The organism is Siccibacter turicensis LMG 23730 (genome assembly GCF_000463155.2).
Classification (GTDB): domain Bacteria; phylum Pseudomonadota; class Gammaproteobacteria; order Enterobacterales; family Enterobacteriaceae; genus Siccibacter; species Siccibacter turicensis.
Map to the genome: position 1 here is coordinate 265725 of NZ_AWFZ01000050.1, position 19610 is coordinate 285334.

A 19610-nucleotide genomic window follows, 5' to 3' on the forward strand; every position below is an offset into this window, starting at 1 on the left:
TAGGTAAGATTCGGGGAGTTGAGTACTGTGTTTTAAATATAATGTTAATTTTATGTTTAAAATGAGTGTCAAATCACTCCAGCACTGCGAAACAGGTCACAAAAATACCCTTAACTGTGGCTTTTGCAAGATATAATCGCGGTGAATGGCGTAATGACAAACAATTGCCCGGCAAGGGGCGGCATTTCCCCCACGCCCGATGGTCAGGCGCAGGGGCAGTGCGGCATTACAGAATTTCGAGCAGCTCGACTTCGAATACCAGGGTGCTGAACGGCGGAATGGACGCGCCAGCGCCGCGCTCGCCGTAGGCGAGGTTGTGCGGAATGGTCAGTTCCCATTTAGAACCCACCGGCATCAGGGTCAGGGCTTCAATCCAGCCGGCAATCACGCCGTTGACCGGGAATTCAGCCGGCTCGCCGCGCGCGACGGAGCTGTCGAATACGGTGCCGTCGATAAGCTTACCGGTGTAGTGAACGCGTACGCGATCGGTACGCGCCGGGATAGCGCCTTCGCCCTGGGTCAGCACGCGGAACTGCAGACCGGTTTCGGTGCTGTTCACGCCTTCGCGCTGGCGGTTCTCTTCCAGGTACTTAACGCCCTCTTCCGCCAGCGCCTGCTGACGTTCACGGCGTACGGCATCGGCACGCTCGTGGATCTCACGCAGCGCACGGTGCACCACATCAACCGGCACCGCAGGCTGATTCCCTTCGAGCGCATCACGCAGGCCTGCGAGCAGCGCTTCCGGCTGCAGCCCTTCGAGGCCAGACTCGCCTAACTGCTGGCCAACCTGAAGACCGATACCGTAGCTTGCTTGCGCTTCGACACTATCAAAAGTCATGGGTAATCCTTTCATCGCGTTTATAAAAATAGCGGGCAGCATAACAGCCGCTGCCCGGTGGGTAAAACACTCTGCGCCAAAAGCGAGGTTATCCGCCGCCGGGCGAACAATCTTAAAACCGGCGGTTTGAGCGCCGATACGGTCACGAAAGCGGTGATTTCTACCTTCTTCAAGCAGTTAGCGTTCTATAATGGCTTCATAACCCGCGTCAGTTTGCGTTATAACAGTGAAGGTGCTGGCGGACGCACAGCGCCAGGGAAGCCCGCCGCTGTAGCGGGCTGGCTCAGTCGTCGTTAACAGGCAGGAGGCGTTATGCCCGGGCGATTCAATATCAAACAGACCCTGATGCGCATCTGGGACGCGCCGGATCGTTTCCGGCTGATGGACCCGCTGCCCTCGTTTCACCGCAAAGGCATTCTTATTGCGGCGCTGGTGGTGATCCTCTGTTTCCTGTGGCCCTCTGCGCCATCGATTCCTCCGCGCACGCCCGAACCGGCACCGCTGAATCAGGACGTGGTCCAGCCGCAGCCTGCGGCCCCGGCTACGCCAACCACAAACGAGGCCCCAACGGCCCAGGCGCCGTCGTCCGGGCAGGCGCCCGCGCCGTTCCAGGAGAACGATATCGAACAGCAGTGGCGCAGCTACCGGGTCGACTCCGGAAAAACCCTGGCGCAGCTGTTCCGCGACCATAATCTGCCGGCCGAAGACGTGTATGCGATGGCGAAAGTCGAAGGCGACGGTAAGCCGCTGAGTAATTTGCAGAGTGGGCAGATGGTGCAAGTGCGTCAGAACGCCAACGGTGTGGTAACCGCACTGACGGTGGATCTGGGAAATAATGTGCAGGTACTGTTTACCCGCCAGCCTGACGGGAGCTTCCTGCGCGTGCGCTAGCGCGGCGCAGAAAAGCAAAACGCCGGCACAAGGCCGGCGTTTTTACTGATGTATCACGAAGGGGCTGAATTACTCAGCAACAACGTTGATAGTCAGTTTAGCGAATACTTCGCTGTGAACCTGGAAGTCCACTTCGTGTTCGCCAGTGGTACGCAGAACGCCGTTCGGCAGACGAACTTCGCTCTTAGCAACATCAACGCCCGCTGCAGTTACAGCGTCAGCGATGTCACGAGTACCGATGGAACCGAACAGTTTACCTTCGTCGCCTGCTTTAGACGCGATAGTAACGGTTTCCAGTGCGTTGATTTTCGCAGCGCGCGCTTCAGCAGCGGACAGAACGTCAGCCAGTTTGGCTTCCAGTTCAGCACGACGTGCTTCGAAGAATTCAACGTTTTTCTTGGTAGCAGGAACAGCTTTACCCTGCGGTACCAGGAAGTTACGAGCATAACCAGATTTAACGTTAACCTGATCACCCAGGCTACCCAGGTTTGCTACTTTATCAAGCAGAATAACTTGCATTACCTTATCCTCTCAAAGTCGTATTAATGGACCGTGACCGATTACTGATGACGATCAGTGTACGGCAGCAGGGACAGGTAGCGTGCGCGTTTGATAGCGCGAGCCAGCTGACGCTGATATTTTGCACGGGTACCGGTGATACGGCTTGGGACAATCTTACCGCTTTCGGTGATGTAGTTTTTCAGCGTTGCGATATCTTTATAGTCGATCTCTTGAACGCCTTCCGCGGTGAAACGGCAGAACTTGCGACGACGGAAATAACGTGCCATTTGGCTAGTCTCCAGAATCTATCAATTCAATCTGCTCGGCATGCAACACCATTTTGCTCAGACCGTTTCGCGCCTTGTGGCAGCTAATAAAGCCCTGCACGGTGAGTTGCGTACCGACCGTTATACTGTGAGTAATGGCCTGGTTCTCGTGCCCGCTGATTATTACAGGCATCTGGCACCACGCCTGCCGGTGAAAACCGGCTTCCTCCTGCACAGAACGATGCTCAAGCACGAACTGGCAGTGTGGAATTCCTGATGGGCTGACCTTTCGAAGGGGTGTCCTGCACACGGTACCGGACAAAACCAGACGGTTGGCCATCAGAAATTACTCTTCAGAATCCCCAGCATCTGCATCATCTGCGGTTTCGTTTGCGAAATCATCGCGACGCTCACGGCGCTCGTCTTTCGCTTTAACCATCGGAGATGCTTCGGTAACTGCGTTCTTAGTACGCATTACCATGCTACGGATAACGGCGTCGTTGAAGCGGAAGTTAGTTTCCAGCTCATCGATCGCTTCCTGCGGCGCTTCAACGTTCATCAGAACGTAGTGTGCTTTGTGCAGTTTGTTGATCGGGTAAGCCAGCTGACGGCGGCCCCAGTCTTCCAGACGGTGGATCTTGCCTTCTGCACCGGTGATAGCACCAGTGTAACGCTCGATCATGCCCGGAACCTGTTCGCTCTGGTCAGGATGGACCATAAAAACGATTTCGTAATGACGCATCGAATTGCTCCTTACGGATTATTCAGCCTCCTGTCTGGGTCAGCCGCGGCCCGTGGAGGCAAGGAACGTTGTTAAAGGGCGGCTGAAAAATTGACGCGTAATCATACTTGCGTTACCCGGCGAACTCAAGGCGAATGATTAATTAATTGCCGCAACGCGGCGAAAGAACGCCACGCAGCCCTCCAGCGCCGCCGGCGTGATGCGATGCTTCACCCCCGCCTCCCACTGGCAGGTCAGATTTTTCGCCAGTCCGGCGGTGTGCAGCGCCTGCTGGAGGCTAACGCTTTCCGTCGCCGGGACCACATCGTCCTCCTCGCCGTGCCACAGAAACAGCGGGCGATTTCCGAGACGTGCCAGATTGCGCGGCGCCTCCAGCCGGGCTAGCGGCGCAAGAACGGCATCAAAGGCGGCCCGATCGTCCGGGGTTAGCAGGCGGTTCGGCGGGTAAAGCGCCCGGGCGAGCGTCGTGTAATAGCCAGAGCCCATCAGCGAGGCCACGGCGTTGATCTCCGGGTGCGCGCTCATCAGGCCGAGCGCGGTCATCCCCCCGAGCGAGGCGCCAGCCACATAGAGCTGCCCCGGCATGACCAGCCCGGCGTCGTGCAGCGCCGCTGAGAGCGGGGCGAACTCCGCGATGTTCTGCGCCAGGATCTGCCAGAACTGCCCCGCCCGTGCGGTGGCATCGCCATCGAAACGCGCGCCGTGCCGGGGCGCGTCCGGCAAAATGGCGCGAAAGCCGGCCTGAGCCAGCGCCACGGCGAAGTAGCTGTAGACGGTTTTTGAGGAGCTAAAGCCGTGATAGAACACCACCGTGGGCAGCGCCGCAGCCTTCTGGCCCGCCGGAACCGCATGAAGGGCCTCGACGCCAGCAAACTGCCCGGTATAAATTTCAATCATTACCACACCTCGCTATACTTTCTTTCTGTATGCCACGCAGCGCGCGGTCCCGCAACCCTCGGGCGTAACGGGACAAAAAACGGGCTGCGATCCGCTCTACGTTTTCAGCGAAAACTCCCGGTAAAAGCGCGCGTAAGGTAACAGTTCAGAGAACAATCTCTCAACGCCGCGCGGACGGCCACTACACTCATCGCTATCAGGAAACAAAACATGCTTATTCGTTGGATCGCTACGCTGTTGCTCGCCCTGTCGCTCACCGCCTGCTCCGTACTGGAAGGTACGCCGCAGCCTGCCCCGCCGCTCACCGATGCGCCGCAGGAGATCCAGCGTAACCAGACGCAGGGTTTACAGCGTATGGGCAGCGTCACCGTGCTGGAGCGGGGTTCGCCGAGCGACAGCGAAGCCGCGCTTAAGGCCAAAGCGGTGGCCGCCGGGGCCGACTATTACGTCATCGTGCTCAACGATGAAACCATCGTACCCGGCCAGTGGTATGCCCAGGCGATCCTCTATCGTAAGTAAGACGGTGCGGGCACTTTGCATCAGCTTTACATTGCTTTGCGCCGTTTTAGCGTTTCCTGTGCACAATGGTTTTCATGTCTCAAAGGGATGAGCCGGGCGCGACAGCGTGCTCTGCCTGTACGGGGTAACGAAAATGGAGCTGACAATGAAACGTTCTCTCGCTTTAACCACGCTGCTGTTATCCGTCGGGCTGATCACCACCTCGGCCCAGTCTACGGATAACGCCTGCGCCGATCGCGTCACCGGCCTGAATGAAATCGGGCTAATCTCGGTAAATAATATTTCAGGCAGCGTCCAGGACGTGGAGCGCATTATTGCCCTGAAAGCCGACGAGCAGGGCGCATCCTGGTACCGCATTGTGCAGATGCAGGAGAACCAGAACCCGGATAACTGGCGGGTTCAGGCGATCATCTACGCCTGACGGCCTGACGTTACCACTTCCCCGCCGCCCCGGCGGGGTTTTTGTTTAATTGCTGAACACGCCATGATCTTGATCAAATAATTTACATAAGAAACATTTTATTACATTTCAACAGTAAATGTTCCCCCGCCTCTGCCGTTGAACGAGCCACCATTCTTTTGTTTATTTATTGGGCTCTGTCATGACTACATTTTTCCGGCAACTTGGACTGGGAGCAAAACTCTCCCTACTTACCGGCAGCACCGTCGCCATTCTGTTTCTGTTATTCACCTGGACGTTAAGCCAGCAGGCCAGCAAGCAGCTGGAATCCCTGGCGCTTGAGGACCTTCACAATCAGACCACCGGCGTAGTGGATATGGCGGTGATGTTTAACAGCAGCCTCACGGAAGAGGTCGAGAGCTTTACCCGTCTTTTCACCAGCTTCCTTCCGCAGCCGTTGAGCCGCGATGCCAGCGAAACGCGCACCATCAACGGCTTTACCGTACCACTGCTTAAAGGCGGTGATGTCGCATTACATGAAAATAATGACATCCCCGACGACTTCCTGGCGCGTACCGGGGCTATCGCCACGCTGTTCGTGCGCAGCGGCGATGACTTCGTGCGCGTCGCCACCTCGCTGCGTAAAGAGGACGGCAGCCGTGCCATTGGCACCATCCTTGACCACGCCAGCCCGGCTTTCGCGCCGGTGAATAAAGGCGAGGTCTATCGCGGCCTGGCGAAGCTGTTCGGCAAGCGCTACATCACGCAGTATCAGCCGGTGAAAGACGCCAGCGGCCAGACCATCGCCATTATCTTTGTGGGCGTGGATATCACCACCTCCTGGCAGGTGATGCGCGACAAGATCCTCAGCCGCCGTCTGGGCGATTCCGGTCACTTCTACGTGCTTGACCGCACGCCGGGTGCCAACAGCGGGACCTATCTGTTCCACCAGAAAGAGGAAGGCAAACGTCCGCAGTGGTCGGATGCCATCCAGCAGCGCATGATGACCGAATCAACCGGCACCTTAGAGATGCAAAAGCCGGACGGCCGTACCGCGATGCTGACGTTCACCCATCTGCCGGGCTGGAACTGGGCGATTATCGGTGAAGTTGATAAGGCTTCGCTGCTCGCCTCGGTCAACAGCATGCGTAACCAGTTCCTGATTATTGGCCTTGCGATCTCCCTGATCTTTGCGGCCCTGTTCGTCATTACGATTCGCCGCTGGCTGACCACGCCGCTGCGCGAAGTGATCACGCTGGGCCAGCGCTACGCGGCAGGGGATCTGCGCGCCACCATCGACTCCCAGCGTAAAGATGAAGTGGGGGAACTGATCCAGGCGATTAACGGGATCGGCAACGGATTACAGCAGATCGTCCATCAGGTACGCGATGCCGCAGGTGAAATCAGCAGCGGCACCGATGCGCTGGCCGCCGACAGCACCGAAATCAGCGAGCAGATCAACAAGCAGGCGAGCAGCGTCGAAGAAACCTCCGCCAGCATGGAACAGATCGCCGCCACGGTGCAGCAGAACGCCGCCAACATGTCTCAGACCCAGCAGCTGGTTAACCAGGCTGCGCAGGCGGTACATCAGGGCGGTGAGACGGTGGGCAACGCCGTAGCGACCATGAATGATATTCGTGGGGCATCGCAGCGTATCGCCGACATTACTCATGTTATCGAGTCGATTGCCTTCCAGACCAACATCCTGGCGCTGAACGCCGCCGTGGAAGCCGCGCGGGCGGGCGAGCACGGGAAAGGCTTTGCGGTAGTGGCGCAGGAAGTACGCGCGCTCGCCGCACGCAGCGCGAACGCGGTGAAAGAGATTGAGCAGCTGATCGCCGATACCCTGACCAAAGTGGGCGAAGGCCACGCGCTCTCGGAGCAGACGCGTAACGCGATGGATACCATCATCACCCATATCGACCAGATCGATCAGCTGGTGACCGAAATTAACCACGCCTCACACGAGCAGTCGGCGGGCATCAGCCAGGTGAACATCGCCATGAGCCAGATTGGCGAAGCGACGCACATCAACGCCGAGCGCGTCTCGCGCAGCGAGCAGACGTCTCAGAGCCTGCGCGAGAAGGGCCACCACCTGAACGAGGTGGTGAGCGTATTCCGTCTTAAGGACTGACTAGCCGACCCCGCCGGTGGCGCGTAACAGCAGGTCATCAAGCACCTGCGCGTTAAGCAGCGTGTCGCCGCGCGGATCGAGCATCATCCGGCACCAGGCTTCCGCCAGCGGCGGCGAGAGGTGACGGAGCAGCTGCGCACCGGTAGCCAGGTGCGCCAGCTGGGTGGTTAACGCGCGCGCCTGCGCCTCATGAGGCTTGCGCAACCGCTGCTGTAGCTGACGCCAGGCCCGGTCAAAGTGCCGGTCCTGGCCCTTCACCTCATCACACTCCGCCGTGAGCATCTCCAGCATTCCCGGCTGCTTCGTCAACCCGCGCAGCACATCAAGGCACATAATATTCCCGGCGCCCTCCCAGATGCTGTTGACCGGCATTTCCCGGTACAGCCGCGGCAGCTCGCTCTCTTCGCAGTACCCGCTTCCGCCCAGCACCTCCATCGCCTCCGCGACAAAAGGCACACCGGCTTTGCAAATGGTGAATTTCGCCGCCGGGGTAAACAGCCGGCAGAACGCCGCTTCGCGCGGGTCGCTGCGCTGCTCCCAGGCGCGGGCGAGGCGAAACAGCAACGCGGTTTGCCCCTCCAGCTGCAACGCCATCCGTCCGGTTACCTGGCGCATCAGCGGCTGGTCGATAAGCCGTTTACCAAACGCCTGCCGCTGATGAGCGTGGTACAGCGCCACCGACAGGGCGCGTCGCATCTGGCTGTGGCTGCCCAGCGCGCAGTCGAGCCGCGTCATACCAGCCATCTTCAGGATCTGGCGAACGCCCTCGCCCTCCTCGCCGATGAGCCAGCCGATGGCGTCGTGGAACTCCACTTCCGCACTGGCGTTCGACCGGTTGCCGAGCTTGTCTTTGAGACGCTCCAGCCGCACCGCGTTGCGCTGCCCGTCGGGCAAAAAGCGCGGCAGGAAGAAGCAGGAGAGCCCCCCGCTGGCCTGGGCCAGCACCAGGTGGGCGTCGCTCTGCGGCACCGAGAAAAACCATTTGTGCCCCACCAGGCGGTACGCTTCACCGGGTCCGCGTCGATCCAGCGGCTCAGCGCGCGTCGTATTGCTCAGCACGTCCGAACCGCCCTGCTTCTCGGTCATTCCCATGCCGATCAGCAGGCCGCGCTTCTGGCTGCCGGGCTGAAGATGGGCGTCGTAGCGGTCGCTGAGCAGCGGCTTAAGCCAGCCGTGGAACGGCGCGGGCAGCGCCTGAAGCAGCAGCGGCGTGGCGGCGAAGGTCATAGTAATGGGGCAAAGCGTCCCCGCCTCAACCTGACCGTGAAGCACAAACCGCGCGCAGCGGGCGACGAAGGAGCCGATGCGGGCATCCTCCTGCCAGGGCAGATTGTGTACCCGATTGGCAAACAGGCCCTGCATCAGCAGATGCCAGGCTGGATGAAAGCGCACGTCGTCGAGCCGCTCCCCGGTGGGGTCGAAGCGCAGCAGCTCCGGCGGATTGGCGTTGGCAAGCCTGCCAAGCTCCAGCGACTCCGCGGTGCCAAGCTGCTGTCCGATACTGGCGAGCAGCTCGGCATCCCACTGGGCCGCCTCGCGGTTCACCGCTTCACGGAGCGGAACGTCTGAAAGGAAAAGGTTGCTGTTGTTGAGTGCGGTAACCTGATTAAACACGGTATGAGTATGCCAACGCATGCTGAGTCCCTCCTTTGTGGCAACGTCATAAGTATGGACAGCGCGGGAGCACCTGCGCTGGCGTGCGTCACAAAAAGGGGAATTGCCGGTCGGCGAAGGGAAAGCGCCCGCCCTGTAAAAGGCCGGGCCGAAGAGGTTACCAGGTCATACAGGCCGCATTAAGAATACCGCCTGCGATCGACGCCGCGCCCATAAAGATCCCGGCCGCCAGATTGCGGTTGATGATTTTTTCACTCAGTTTCGGCATATACATCAGCATCCCGCCGTAGATAATGAGCTGCACCACCAGCGCGATCGCGCCCCAGATCAGGTAGTCGACGATGCTGACCGAGTTTACGGCGGCGCTGGCAAGCGGGATCACGTAGCCGATGATGGCACCGCTGAGGGTCACGGCCGCCGCGCTGTTGTTGTCTTTAATCAGCCGAAACTCGTCGTGCGGGGTGATGCGGGTGTAGATGAACATAAAACAGTTGATCATCGCCAGCCCGATAAAAAAGTAGGCGGCGAACGCCATTAATCCATGAAGTGTCTGCACAATCCTGTCTCCCGAGGCGGTAATGTTATGGTTAAACAGGAGCCTGGCTCCTGGTGGCTTATAGTAGCAGCCTGCCTGCGGGATCCTTGTCGCCTGATAAAACTTTACACAGCGCGCGCCGGGCAAAAAAAAGCCACCCCGCAGGATGGCTTCGTCGTGATGGCGTTACTTAGCCGCGCTGGCGTACCGCCTCGAACAGGCAGATGCCGGTCGCCACCGAGACGTTCAGCGAAGAGACGCTGCCCGCCATCGGAATGCTGATCAGCTCGTCGCAGTGCTCGCGAGTCAGACGACGCATCCCTTCCCCTTCCGCGCCCATCACCAGCGCCATGCGGCCGGTCATTTTGCTCTGGAACAGGGTGTGATCGGCTTCGCCAGCGGTGCCGACAATCCAGATGTTCTCTTCCTGCAACAGGCGCATAGTGCGCGCCAGGTTGGTAACGCGGATCAGCGGGACGTTCTCCGCTGCGCCACACGCTACTTTTTTGGCGGTGGCGTTCAGCTGAGCGGATTTATCCTTCGGCACGATCACCGCATGCACGCCGGCAGCATCGGCGCTGCGCAGGCAGGCGCCGAGGTTGTGCGGGTCGGTAACGCCGTCGAGGATCAGGAAGAAGGGATTATCCAGCTCGGCGATCAGATCCGGCAGATCGTTCTCCTGATACTGGCGGCCCGGCTTCACGCGCGCGATGATCCCCTGATGCACCGCGCCCTCGCTTTTCTCGTCGAGCCACTGGCGGTTGGCAACCTGAATCACTACGCCCTGGGCTTCCAGCGCGTGGATAAGCGGCAGCAGACGTTTATCTTCACGTCCTTTCAGAATAAATACTTCCTGAAAACGCTCCGGGGCACGTTCCAGCAGCGCCTGCACCGCGTGGATGCCGTAAATCATTTCACTCATGGGGGATACTCGTTATGGGCGGTGACCCGCCTGGTTGCGATGCCGTAACGGCTTTTTGAACATATCCGCCCATTATAACCAACATCGCGGGCAGATCATCTGTGAAAACGGATTGATGCCCGGATCGCAGACGGTGTGCCGCAGGTCAGGCAAAAAAAGAGCAGGCACCAGGCCTGCTCTGTGTCGCTTACTCCGCGCTCTTCTTGCGAGAGCCGCGTCTGCCTTTAGGGGCACCGGCCGGTTTTGCCGTAGCGGCTTTGCCGCCTTTTGCCGGTTTCGCGCTGCGGGACGCGCCCTCTTTTTTCACCTTCCCTTTGCCTTTGTCGCCGCGAAACGCGCTGTCTGGCTCGAAGTTGGTTTTTTTGCCGGTCTGACGACGGCCACCGCTTTTGCCGCCGCCCGCCTTGCTGTTGCGCTCACGTTCGGTTTTACCGACGTTGCGCGGCGCGCGCTGGCTGGAGATCAGGCTGAAGTCGATCTTACGCTCGTCCATGTTGACGGCTTCCACGCGCACTTCCACGCGATCGCCCAGACGATAGGTTTGACCGCCGGATTCGCCAATCAGACGCTGTCCGACCTGGTCGAAGCGGTAGTAGTCGTTATCCAGCGAGGAGACGTGTACCAGGCCGTCGATGAACAGGTCGGTGAGGCGCACAAAGAAACCGAAGCCGGTCACGCTGGCGATCACGCCTTTGAACACCTGCCCGACCTGATCCTGCATAAAGTCGCACTTCAGCCAGTCGGCGACGTCGCGGGTTGCTTCATCGGCGCGACGCTCGGTCAAGGAGCAGTGCTGCCCCAGCTGGAGCATCTCTTCAATGCTGTAGTGCCAGCCGCCGCTCTCGGTGCTGTTGCCTTTGTGGCCCTGCTCTTTCGCCAGCAGATATTTGATGGCGCGGTGCAGCAGCAGGTCAGGATAACGGCGGATCGGTGAGGTAAAGTGCGCATAGTGCTGCAGCGCCAGACCGAAGTGGCCGCGGTTTTCCGGATCGTAGATCGCCTGTTTCATGGAGCGCAGCAGCATGGTTTGCAGCATTTCATGGTCAGGACGGCCGGCAATTGAGGCCAGTAGCTGGGCGTAATCACGCGGCTCCGGCTTGTTGCCGCCTGGCAGTTCGAGGCCCAGCTCGGCGAGCACGGTACGGAACGAGGTGATAGCGTCGTTGGTCGGACGGTCGTGGACACGGAACAGCGCCGGCTCTTCCGCCTTCTCAACAAAGCGCGCGGCGGAGATGTTCGCCAGGATCATGCACTCTTCGATGAGCTTGTGGGCATCGTTACGCTGGGTCTGCTCAATACGCTCGATGCGGCGCTCGGCGTTGAAGATGAACTTCGCCTCTTCGCTCTCAAAGGAGATGCCGCCGCGCTGCGCGCGCGCCTGCTCCAGCGCTTTATAGAGGTTATGCAGCTCTTCGATAGGCTTCACCAGCGGAGCATACTGCTGGCGCAGGTCCTGATCGCCCAGCAGCATCTGCCAGACCTTGTTGTAGGTCAGGCGCGCGTGGGAGCTCATCACCGCTTCATAGAATTTGTAGCCGGTCAGACGGCCACCGACGGAGATGGTCATCTCACACACCATGCACAGACGGTCAACCTGCGGGTTGAGCGAGCACAGGCCGTTCGACAGCACTTCCGGCAGCATCGGGATAACCTGTGACGGGAAGTAGACCGAGGTACCGCGGTTGCGTGCTTCGTCGTCCAGCGGCGTGGGCGGGCGGACGTAATAGCTGACGTCAGCAATGGCCACCCACAGGCGCCAGCCGCCGCCGCGTTTTTTCTCGCAGAATACGGCGTCATCGAAATCGCGTGCGTCTTCGCCGTCGATGGTCACCAGCGGCAGCTTACGCAGATCGACGCGGCCCACTTTGGCCTCTTCCGGCACTTCTTCCTTCAGGGATGCGATCTGTTTTTCGACCGCTTCCGGCCAGACGTAAGGAATTTCATGGGTGCGCAGCGCCATATCCACGGCCATGCCGGTGCCCATGTTGTCGCCCAGCACCTCCACCACTTTACCCACCGCTTTGGTGCGGCGCGTCGGGCGCTGGGTCAGCTCGACCACCACCACAAAGCCCATGCGCGCGCCGTTAATCTCTTCCGGCGGGATCAGGATATCGAAGCTCAGGCGGCTGTCGTCCGGTACCACAAAGCCGACGCCCGCGTCGGTGAAGTAGCGGCCAACGATCTGGCTCATTTTCGGTTCAAGCACGCGCACAACGCGGCCTTCGCGGCGGCCTTTGCGATCTTCACCCAGCGGCTGCGCCAGCACCACGTCGCCGTGAATGCAGGTCTTCATCTGTTCGCTGGAGAGGTAAAGGTCGTCTTTACGGCCTTCCACGCGCAGGAAGCCGAAGCCGTCGCGGTGTCCGATAACGGTGCCTTTGAGCAGGTCAAGGCGCTCCGGCAGCGCATAGCACTGGCGGCGAGTAAACACTAATTGACCATCGCGCTCCATGGCGCGTAAACGGCGACGCAGCGCTTCCTGCTGCTCTTCGCCTTCAATGCCCAGTTCAACGGCCAGTTCATCCCGACTCGCGGGTTTTTCACGTTTAGTTAAGTGTTCGAGGATGAACTCCCGGCTTGGGATAGGATTGGTATACTTTTCGGCTTCTCGTTCCTGAAAAGGATCATGTGACATATCGGTTCCTCCGTTGTCATCTCTGATGGATTTCGCGCCGTGTCAGGCAGTTTCATCGTCGGCTAAGGGAATGACCTTTAACATAGTTATCTATGCCAGAAAGATCGTCCAGTCTGCACCGTGATGTGGCCTGAAAACATCGGTTTTTGCTTATTCCACCAGCAATAATTTATAAAGCGGCTGGTTTTGATCAACCATGTCCGCGAGCGTGTAGTTATCCAGTTCCTGGAGGAAGCTTTGTACGGCATTTGCCAGCACCTGCTTCAGACGGCAGGCGGGCGTGATATGACAAAACTCACTACTACAATTGACCAGCGACAGCGGTTCCAGCTCGCGAACCACATCGCCAATACAGATTTCATGTGCCGGCTTACCGAGTCGGATTCCGCCGTTCTTCCCGCGTACCGCGGCCACGTATCCTGAACGACTCAGCTGATTGATGATTTTGACCATGTGATTGCGTGACACACCGTATACGCTGGTCACTTCAGAAATACTGGTCATCCGCCCTTCGGGCAGCGATGCCATGTAAATCAATGCTCGCAAACCGAAATCGGTAAAACTTGTTAACTGCACATCAACCTCAGATTCCAGGAAATAACGTGGTCGCCGGCGGGCGACATACCCTTAATGATTTGGGTTACAGGAAAATGACACCGCAATGCACGGATGGCCATTTACATCATCGACCTGCGATACGGTCTGAACCCGGACGGATAAAGGGTAAGTATCATATTGATGATAAACCAGCCAGCTATGGGGCCGCTAATTTATTTGCGCTTCGTCGTGGGGGAGTAAAGGGCGTGAAATCAGTGGAAGAGGCAACAGGGTAACACAAAAGTAACAAGGGGCGCATTCAGCGCCCCTCAATGATTATGCGTCGAACGGGTCGCGCAGAATCATGGTCTCGGAACGGTCCGGGCCGGTTGAGATGATATCAATCGGCACGCCGGTCAGCTCTTCGATACGCGCGATGTAGTTCAGCGCTGCCTGCGGCAGGCCGTCACGGGTTTTCACGCCAAAGGTGGTTTCAGACCAGCCTGGCATGGTTTCGTAAATCGGCTCGATACCTTCCCAGTCGTCCGCCGCCATCGGGGTGGTGGTGACTTCGCGGCCATCCGGCATACGGTAACCGACGCAGATCTTCACCTCTTTCAGGCCGTCCAGCACGTCCAGCTTGGTCAGGCAGAAGCCAGAGAGGGAGTTGATCTGCACCGCACGACGCACTGCCACCGCATCCAGCCAGCCGGTACGACGACGACGGCCGGTGGTCGCGCCAAACTCGTTGCCCTGCTTGCAGAGGAACTCGCCGATGTCATCGAACAGTTCGGTCGGGAACGGACCTGCGCCAACGCGGGTGGAGTACGCCTTGATGATGCCCAGCACGTAATCCACATAGCGCGGACCAATACCGGAACCGGTCGCAACGCCACCAGCGGTGGTGTTGGACGAGGTCACGTACGGATAGGTACCGTGGTCGATATCCAGCAGCGTACCCTGTGCGCCTTCGAACATGATGAAATCACCACGCTTGCGCGCCTGATCCAGCAGGTCGGAGACATCCACCACCATTGCGGTCAGGATATCGGCGATCGCCATCGCGTCATCCAGCACTTTCTGGTAGTCAACCGCGTCAACTTTATAGAAGTTCACCAGCTGGAAGTTATGGTACTCCATCACTTCTTTGAGCTTTTCAGCAAAGGTAGCTTTGTCGAACAGATCGCCTACGCGCAGACCGCGACGTGCGACTTTGTCTTCGTAAGCAGGCCCGATACCGCGACCGGTGGTGCCGATAGCTTTCGCGCCACGCGCTTTTTCGCGAGCGACATCCAGTGCGACGTGGTAGTCAAGGATCAGCGGGCAGGCTTCAGATAACAGAAGACGTTCACGAACCGGGATCCCACGATCTTCCAGTTCCTTCATCTCTTTCATCAGCGCAGCAGGCGACAGCACCACACCATTACCAATGATGCTGGTGACGTTATCGCGAAGAATACCTGAGGGGATAAGATGGAGTACGGTTTTTTCACCGTTGATTACCAGCGTATGGCCTGCGTTGTGACCACCCTGGTAGCGCACAACATATTTAGCCCGTTCAGTCAGAAGATCGACGATCTTCCCTTTACCTTCGTCACCCCATTGGGTGCCCAGTACGACGACGTTGTTACCCATTTTTCAAAATCACCGTTTGCTTAAAAAAGGATTCTACCATCGGTTTTGATGATGATCAGCACTTTTACACGACAAAAATCGCCGAACGGCGTGGATTCGTGGCTAGTTAATCGTTTTCGTCAACATGTAGTAGATCACGAAGCCGGCAACCACAAGACCACCGCCAAAACGACGCAGCAACGTATCCGGCTGCTGGCTCATACTGAGCACCATGCGTCGCCACAGACGCGGAAACAGCATGGGTCCCAGCCCTTCGAGTACCAGTACCAGCGCAAGCGCCAGCCAGATGGTTGAATTCATTATCATGTTCCTCAGATACCGTTTGCAGCGCAGCATACCCGAAGGCGTTTACCGGATGCCAGACAAAAGAAAACCACCCGCCGGTAAACCGGAACGGGTGGTTTTTTACCGCTTGCGTGGAATTACCGCGTGCTGGTGCTCGGGGTCTTCATGTAGCGGAAGAAGTCGCTGTCCGGGCTCAGAACCATGACGTCCTGGTTGCTCTGGAAGCTGCTTTCGTACGCACGCAGGCTACGGATAAAGGCGTAGAAGTCCGGATCCTGGCTGAACGCATCGGCAAACAGTTTTGCCGATTCGGCATCCCCTTCACCGCGCAGGATCAGGCCCTGACGCTGTGCTTCTGCAAGCGTACGGGTGACTTCATAGTCCGCCGTGGCGCGCAGTTTCTCAGCCTCTTCCTGACCCTGTGAACGGTGACGACGTGCTACCGCTTCACGTTCGGCACGCATACGGCTGAAGATGGCCTCGGACACTTCGGTCGGCAGGTTGATCTGCTTGATACGCACATCCACCACTTCAATCCCTAACGCCGCCATACTGTTCGGGTTAACCACCGGGATTTTACCGTTGGTTTCCGCCGCCACGCGCTCGGCTGCTTTCGCGATAGCATCATCGGCTGCCGGGGTTTCGACTTCATCTTCGGTGCCTGCGGAACCGGAGTTCAGCGCTTCACGCACTTCAGAGGTCAGACGCCCGCGGGAGTCGGTAACGATATCTTTGACGTCCAGGCGGCCAATTTCAGAACGCAGACGGTCAGAGAACTTACGTTTCAGCAGCACTTCGGCCTGGGAGATGTCGCCACCGCCGGTCGCCAGGTAGTAACGGCTGAAATCGCTGATGCGCCACTTGATGTAAGAGTCGACGATCAGGTCTTTCTTCTCTTTGGTGACGAAGCGGTCTGCCTGGTTATCCATGGTCTGGATACGTGCATCGAGCGTTTTCACGGATTCGATAAACGGTATCTTGAAATGGAGGCCCGGCTCATACACCAACGGCTTGTTATCCTGATCGCGCACAACCTTACTGAATCGCAGGGTAATGCCACGCTCGCCCTCATTCACCACAAAAATGGAGGTGTAGAGCGCGACCAGCACGATGATAATTATCGCTATAACTGACTTCCTCATCGTTTATTCCCCTGGGCGTTGGTAGTCGTTACGCTGCGCGTTAGCGCGACGTTGGTCCATGATGTCGCCACGTGCCGATGACGATGACGGGCTATTGCTTGCCCGGTTGTCACCGCTCGTAGACGAGGCGGGCGGCAGACGCAGCAGTGAATTGTCGCCGCTGTTATCGCTTTTCGCAGCCGGGGCCGCGTTGCCTTTCAGCATCTGGTCGAGAGGAAGCACCATCAGGTTGCCGCCTTTGTCGTTGACCAGCACTTTACGGGTATGGCTCAGCACGCGTTCCATGGTCTCGATGTAGAGACGTTCACGTGTGATTTCCGGCGCCGCTTTATATTCCGGCAGGATTTTGGCAAAGCGCGCCACTTCACCCTGCGCTTCCAGTACGGTCTGGGTCTTATAGGCACGCGCTTCTTCAAGAATACGCTGCGCCTGACCGTTAGCACGCGGCTGTACTTCGTTGGTGTAAGCTTCCGCCTCGCGGATGTACTGCTGCTCGTTCTCACGTGCGGCAATGGCATCATCGAAGGCCGCTTTCACTTCTTCCGGCGGACGAGCGGCCTGGAAGTTGACGTCCAGCAGGGTGATACCCATGTTGTACGGCTTGATGGTCTCTTCCAGTTCACGCTGGGTATCGCTACGAATAACGGTACGGCCCTCGGTCAGGATGCGGTCCATGGTGTATTTACCGATAACACCACGCAGCGCGCTGTCTGTGGCCTGGCGCAGGCTGTCGTCGGCGCTGGTCACGCTGAACAGGTAGTCGCGCGGATCGGTTACGCGGTACTGCACGTTCATTTCCACGCGCACCACGTTCTCGTCAGAGGTCAGCATCACACCGGATGCCGCCAGCTCACGCACCGACTCCACGTTAACGGCGATAACGTTATCAATAAACGTCGGCTTCCAGTTCAGGCCTGGCTCAACCAGACGGTTGAACTCGCCAAAACGGGTCACTACGCCGCGCTCTGCTTCTTTGATGGTATAGAAACCGCTGGCAGCCCAGATAATCACTGCGGCGGCGGCGGCGATGGTGACAACACGGCTACCCATGTTGTTACGCGGGCCCTGCGGCGCGTTACCGTTGCCATTTCCGGTGCCCTTACCACCGCCGAAACCACCGAGCTTTTTGCTCAGCTTACGGAAGATATCATCCAGATCGGGCGGACCTTGTTCACGTCCACCTTTATTTCCCCCAGAGTTGCCGCCTGGTTTGCTGCTTCCCCACGGGTCGCGGTCCTGTCCGTTATTACCGGGCTGATTCCACGCCATGTTTATGCTCCATAATTGTTGTGCGGTGATATACCCGCCATCCTTCTGACTCTCTTGTTGCACGCCGCGCCCTGCACTGGGCGACGGCTTACGCAAAGGGAGCCTGACCTCTTTTGGGTACCCCCCAGAGAGGGGAAATGTCTTCAGGCAGCCAGCCGGTCAGATAACGTATTCCACCAGCGCTGGTTCTTGTTTACAGAGACGACGCCAGTCAACCACCGGCATACGGATCTGTATGCCCACGCTGCCGTCCTCTTCCATCCACTCTTTTTCTATCGCCTGAAGCTGATAAAAACGGCTCCGCAAACGCCCGGCGTCCGGTGGCAGGCGCAGCGTATGCTGCGCGATTTCACCTGACAGGCGCTCTGTCAGAGCCTGGAAAAGCAGTGGTACGCCCTCACCCGTCTGAGCCGAAAGCCAGACGCGCACAGGTTTGTTCTCTTCGTCACGGTCGATGCGCGGCTGGAAATCATCCAGCGCATCAATTTTGTTCATCACCAGCAGCGTCGGGATCTCGTCTGCTTCGATCTCTTCGAGCACGATATTTACCGCGTCGATATTTTCCTGCACCCGCACATCTGCAGCGTCAATAACGTGCAGCAGCAGGGTCGCCTGACGCGTCTCCTGCAGGGTCGCTTTGAAAGCCGCGACCAGGTCGTGCGGCAGATGACGGATAAACCCAACGGTATCCGCCAGCACGGTTTCGCCCACGTCGGCGACGTCGATACGTCGCAGCGTAGGATCGAGCGTGGCGAACAGCTGATCCGCCGCGTAGACGCGGGCTTCGGTAATCTGGTTAAACAGGGTGGATTTACCGGCGTTGGTGTAGCCCACCAGCGAGACGGTTGGCACATCGGCTTTGGTTCGTGACCGGCGCCCCTGTTCTCGTTGTTTTTCTACCTTCTCAAGGCGCGAGAGGATTTGCATAATTCGGTTGCGCAGCAGGCGACGGTCGGTCTCCAGCTGAGTTTCACCGGGTCCGCGTAAACCAATACCGCCTTTCTGACGCTCAAGGTGGGTCCAGCCACGCACAAGGCGAGTGGCCAGGTGGCGCAGCTGCGCCAGCTCAACCTGCAGCTTCCCTTCATGGGTGCGGGCACGCTGAGCAAAAATATCTAAGATTAAGCCGGTGCGATCGATAACGCGGCACTCGCACAGGCGCTCGAGGTTACGTTCCTGAGCCGGTGTCAACGCATGGTCAAAAAGCACGACTGATGCCCCAGTGGCTTTTACTGCATCGGCAATTTCGACTGCCTTACCTTCACCAACAAAATACTTGGGGTGCGGTGCTTTGCGGCTACCGGTAACCACCTGCAAGGTTTCGACACCAGCGGAGGAGACCAGAGCTTCAAACTCCTGGAGATCTTCGATGTCTTTATCTTGCGTAAAATAGATGTGTACCAGCACCGCCTGCTCACCGGCATCATAACGGTCAAACAAGCGTAAACCCTCATAAAAGACCAGCGGGGAACACAGATGACCTGGTCCCCCGACATGGAACAACAGCCATCAACCTTATTCGGTCTCTTCGCTGTCCTGCTGCGGCGCAGCACTGCCGCCCTGCGCGTTGCTACCGTGATGGTAGTTGTTAGAACCGCCGCCTGCGTTATTGCTGTGATGTGAGACCGGGCGGGACGGAACAACCGTAGAAATTGCGTGCTTGTAGACCATCTGGCTCACTGTGTTTTTCAACAGGATCACAAACTGGTCGAAGGACTCAATCTGACCTTGCAACTTAATACCATTCACCAAATAAATAGAAACTGGAACACGTTCGCGACGCAGTGCGTTCAAGAACGGATCTTGTAAAGATTGCCCCTTAGCCATTCTATCTTTTCCTTATATGCT

General features: G+C 58.2%; 22 protein-coding genes. 5 read left to right on the forward strand and 17 right to left on the reverse strand.

The annotated features are described in order from the left end of the window. Window positions 1-226: 226 nt before the first annotated feature. Window positions 227-838: an FKBP-type peptidyl-prolyl cis-trans isomerase gene (fklB, locus tag DW58_RS17125; protein WP_024548320.1), complete on the reverse strand. Its 612-nt coding sequence runs from the start codon at window positions 836-838 to the stop codon at window positions 227-229. Window positions 839-895: 57 nt separating this feature from the next. Between fklB and DW58_RS21040 the strand changes: the two genes are divergently transcribed. After that, window positions 896-1135 carry a hypothetical protein gene (locus DW58_RS21040; protein WP_152525607.1) on the forward strand — a complete coding sequence of 80 codons (240 nt, stop codon included), beginning with the start codon at window positions 896-898 and terminating at the stop codon, window positions 1133-1135. Between the two features lie 15 nt (window positions 1136-1150). After that, the gene (locus DW58_RS17130; protein WP_024548319.1) at window positions 1151-1729 is read left to right on the forward strand and encodes an OapA family protein; all 579 of its coding nucleotides are present in this window, start codon (window positions 1151-1153) and stop codon (window positions 1727-1729) included. A gap of 69 nt (window positions 1730-1798) precedes the next feature. Here the strand turns inward: DW58_RS17130 and rplI are convergent, their stop codons facing one another. The 5 genes from rplI to yjfP all read right to left on the reverse strand — a co-directional run bounded on the left by rplI (window position 1799) and on the right by yjfP (window position 4135). After that, the gene (rplI, locus tag DW58_RS17135; RefSeq protein WP_024548318.1) at window positions 1799-2248 is read right to left on the reverse strand and encodes a 50S ribosomal protein L9; all 450 of its coding nucleotides are present in this window, start codon (window positions 2246-2248) and stop codon (window positions 1799-1801) included. Window positions 2249-2289: 41 nt separating this feature from the next. Continuing rightward, the gene (gene rpsR, locus DW58_RS17140) at window positions 2290-2517 is read right to left on the reverse strand and encodes a 30S ribosomal protein S18 (RefSeq protein ID WP_000135199.1); all 228 of its coding nucleotides are present in this window, start codon (window positions 2515-2517) and stop codon (window positions 2290-2292) included. A 4-nt stretch (window positions 2518-2521) separates the two neighbouring features. Further along, window positions 2522-2836 carry a primosomal replication protein N gene (gene priB, locus DW58_RS17145; protein ID WP_024548317.1) on the reverse strand — a complete coding sequence of 105 codons (315 nt, stop codon included), beginning with the start codon at window positions 2834-2836 and terminating at the stop codon, window positions 2522-2524. Between the two features lie 6 nt (window positions 2837-2842). Continuing rightward, a complete protein-coding gene (gene rpsF / locus DW58_RS17150) occupies window positions 2843-3238 on the reverse strand; it encodes a 30S ribosomal protein S6 (RefSeq protein ID WP_024548316.1) in 396 nt (131 codons plus the stop codon). Between the two features lie 138 nt (window positions 3239-3376). Further along, the gene (gene yjfP, locus DW58_RS17155; RefSeq protein WP_024548315.1) at window positions 3377-4135 is read right to left on the reverse strand and encodes an esterase; all 759 of its coding nucleotides are present in this window, start codon (window positions 4133-4135) and stop codon (window positions 3377-3379) included. A gap of 189 nt (window positions 4136-4324) precedes the next feature. On the opposite strand from yjfP, the gene bsmA reads away from it, so the two are divergent. From bsmA to DW58_RS17170, 3 genes are all read left to right on the forward strand, one after another. Then, complete coding sequence (gene bsmA / locus DW58_RS17160) at window positions 4325-4654, forward strand: biofilm peroxide resistance protein BsmA (RefSeq protein WP_024548314.1); 330 nt, start codon at window positions 4325-4327, stop codon at window positions 4652-4654. 133 nt (window positions 4655-4787) lie between these two features. Beyond that, window positions 4788-5075, forward strand: coding sequence for a DUF1471 family protease activator YjfN (gene yjfN / locus DW58_RS17165; protein ID WP_035885446.1), 288 nt, complete (start codon window positions 4788-4790; stop codon window positions 5073-5075). 181 nt (window positions 5076-5256) lie between these two features. Next, window positions 5257-7188, forward strand: coding sequence for a methyl-accepting chemotaxis protein (locus DW58_RS17170; protein WP_024548312.1), 1932 nt, complete (start codon window positions 5257-5259; stop codon window positions 7186-7188). Here the strand turns inward: DW58_RS17170 and DW58_RS17175 are convergent, their stop codons facing one another. From DW58_RS17175 to hfq, 11 genes are all read right to left on the reverse strand, one after another. Beyond that, window positions 7189-8823, reverse strand: a complete 1635-nt coding sequence (locus tag DW58_RS17175; protein ID WP_024548311.1) for an isovaleryl-CoA dehydrogenase — start codon at window positions 8821-8823, stop codon at window positions 7189-7191. 136 nt (window positions 8824-8959) lie between these two features. Further along, window positions 8960-9337 (reverse strand): DUF350 domain-containing protein, encoded by a 378-nt coding sequence (locus DW58_RS17180; RefSeq protein WP_029696492.1) that lies wholly within the window; start codon window positions 9335-9337, stop codon window positions 8960-8962. 190 nt (window positions 9338-9527) lie between these two features. Then, entirely contained in the window at window positions 9528-10259 is a 732-nt protein-coding gene (gene rlmB, locus DW58_RS17185; RefSeq protein WP_024548309.1) for a 23S rRNA (guanosine(2251)-2'-O)-methyltransferase RlmB, read from the reverse strand. A gap of 187 nt (window positions 10260-10446) precedes the next feature. After that, window positions 10447-12894 carry a ribonuclease R gene (gene rnr, locus DW58_RS17190; RefSeq protein ID WP_024548308.1) on the reverse strand — a complete coding sequence of 816 codons (2448 nt, stop codon included), beginning with the start codon at window positions 12892-12894 and terminating at the stop codon, window positions 10447-10449. Between the two features lie 150 nt (window positions 12895-13044). After that, a complete protein-coding gene (gene nsrR, locus DW58_RS17195; protein ID WP_024548307.1) occupies window positions 13045-13470 on the reverse strand; it encodes a nitric oxide-sensing transcriptional repressor NsrR in 426 nt (141 codons plus the stop codon). Between the two features lie 297 nt (window positions 13471-13767). After that, entirely contained in the window at window positions 13768-15066 is a 1299-nt protein-coding gene (locus DW58_RS17200) for an adenylosuccinate synthase (RefSeq protein WP_024548306.1), read from the reverse strand. Between the two features lie 102 nt (window positions 15067-15168). Beyond that, window positions 15169-15366, reverse strand: a complete 198-nt coding sequence (locus DW58_RS17205; RefSeq protein ID WP_024548305.1) for a DUF2065 domain-containing protein — start codon at window positions 15364-15366, stop codon at window positions 15169-15171. A 122-nt stretch (window positions 15367-15488) separates the two neighbouring features. Further along, complete coding sequence (gene hflC / locus DW58_RS17210) at window positions 15489-16493, reverse strand: protease modulator HflC (RefSeq protein ID WP_024548304.1); 1005 nt, start codon at window positions 16491-16493, stop codon at window positions 15489-15491. 3 nt (window positions 16494-16496) lie between these two features. Next, the gene (gene hflK, locus DW58_RS17215; protein WP_024548303.1) at window positions 16497-17762 is read right to left on the reverse strand and encodes an FtsH protease activity modulator HflK; all 1266 of its coding nucleotides are present in this window, start codon (window positions 17760-17762) and stop codon (window positions 16497-16499) included. Window positions 17763-17921: 159 nt separating this feature from the next. Further along, window positions 17922-19202, reverse strand: a complete 1281-nt coding sequence (gene hflX / locus DW58_RS17220; protein ID WP_024548302.1) for a ribosome rescue GTPase HflX — start codon at window positions 19200-19202, stop codon at window positions 17922-17924. 75 nt (window positions 19203-19277) lie between these two features. Next, on the reverse strand, window positions 19278-19589 hold the full coding sequence (gene hfq, locus DW58_RS17225; protein WP_024548301.1) for an RNA chaperone Hfq: 312 nt from the start codon (window positions 19587-19589) through the stop codon (window positions 19278-19280). Window positions 19590-19610: the final 21 nt, after the last annotated feature.

What these genes read in the sequence shown, in the direction of transcription:
- yjfN (WP_035885446.1), top strand. Translation starts at nt 4,788, where the DNA reads ATGGAGCTGACAATGAAACGTTCTCTCGCTTTAACCACGCTGCTGTTA.
- DW58_RS17175 (WP_024548311.1), bottom strand. Translation starts at nt 8,823, where the DNA reads ATGCGTTGGCATACTCATACCGTGTTTAATCAGGTTACCGCACTCAAC.
- DW58_RS17130 (WP_024548319.1), top strand. Translation starts at nt 1,151, where the DNA reads ATGCCCGGGCGATTCAATATCAAACAGACCCTGATGCGCATCTGGGAC.
- DW58_RS17200 (WP_024548306.1), bottom strand. Translation starts at nt 15,066, where the DNA reads ATGGGTAACAACGTCGTCGTACTGGGCACCCAATGGGGTGACGAAGGT.
- DW58_RS17180 (WP_029696492.1), bottom strand. Translation starts at nt 9,337, where the DNA reads ATGGCGTTCGCCGCCTACTTTTTTATCGGGCTGGCGATGATCAACTGT.
- DW58_RS17170 (WP_024548312.1), top strand. Translation starts at nt 5,257, where the DNA reads ATGACTACATTTTTCCGGCAACTTGGACTGGGAGCAAAACTCTCCCTA.
- fklB (WP_024548320.1), bottom strand. Translation starts at nt 838, where the DNA reads ATGACTTTTGATAGTGTCGAAGCGCAAGCAAGCTACGGTATCGGTCTT.
- hfq (WP_024548301.1), bottom strand. Translation starts at nt 19,589, where the DNA reads ATGGCTAAGGGGCAATCTTTACAAGATCCGTTCTTGAACGCACTGCGT.
- DW58_RS17205 (WP_024548305.1), bottom strand. Translation starts at nt 15,366, where the DNA reads ATGAATTCAACCATCTGGCTGGCGCTTGCGCTGGTACTGGTACTCGAA.
- hflC (WP_024548304.1), bottom strand. Translation starts at nt 16,493, where the DNA reads ATGAGGAAGTCAGTTATAGCGATAATTATCATCGTGCTGGTCGCGCTC.
- yjfP (WP_024548315.1), bottom strand. Translation starts at nt 4,135, where the DNA reads ATGATTGAAATTTATACCGGGCAGTTTGCTGGCGTCGAGGCCCTTCAT.
- rpsR (WP_000135199.1), bottom strand. Translation starts at nt 2,517, where the DNA reads ATGGCACGTTATTTCCGTCGTCGCAAGTTCTGCCGTTTCACCGCGGAA.
- hflK (WP_024548303.1), bottom strand. Translation starts at nt 17,762, where the DNA reads ATGGCGTGGAATCAGCCCGGTAATAACGGACAGGACCGCGACCCGTGG.
- rnr (WP_024548308.1), bottom strand. Translation starts at nt 12,894, where the DNA reads ATGTCACATGATCCTTTTCAGGAACGAGAAGCCGAAAAGTATACCAAT.
- rplI (WP_024548318.1), bottom strand. Translation starts at nt 2,248, where the DNA reads ATGCAAGTTATTCTGCTTGATAAAGTAGCAAACCTGGGTAGCCTGGGT.
- priB (WP_024548317.1), bottom strand. Translation starts at nt 2,836, where the DNA reads ATGGCCAACCGTCTGGTTTTGTCCGGTACCGTGTGCAGGACACCCCTT.
- rpsF (WP_024548316.1), bottom strand. Translation starts at nt 3,238, where the DNA reads ATGCGTCATTACGAAATCGTTTTTATGGTCCATCCTGACCAGAGCGAA.
- rlmB (WP_024548309.1), bottom strand. Translation starts at nt 10,259, where the DNA reads ATGAGTGAAATGATTTACGGCATCCACGCGGTGCAGGCGCTGCTGGAA.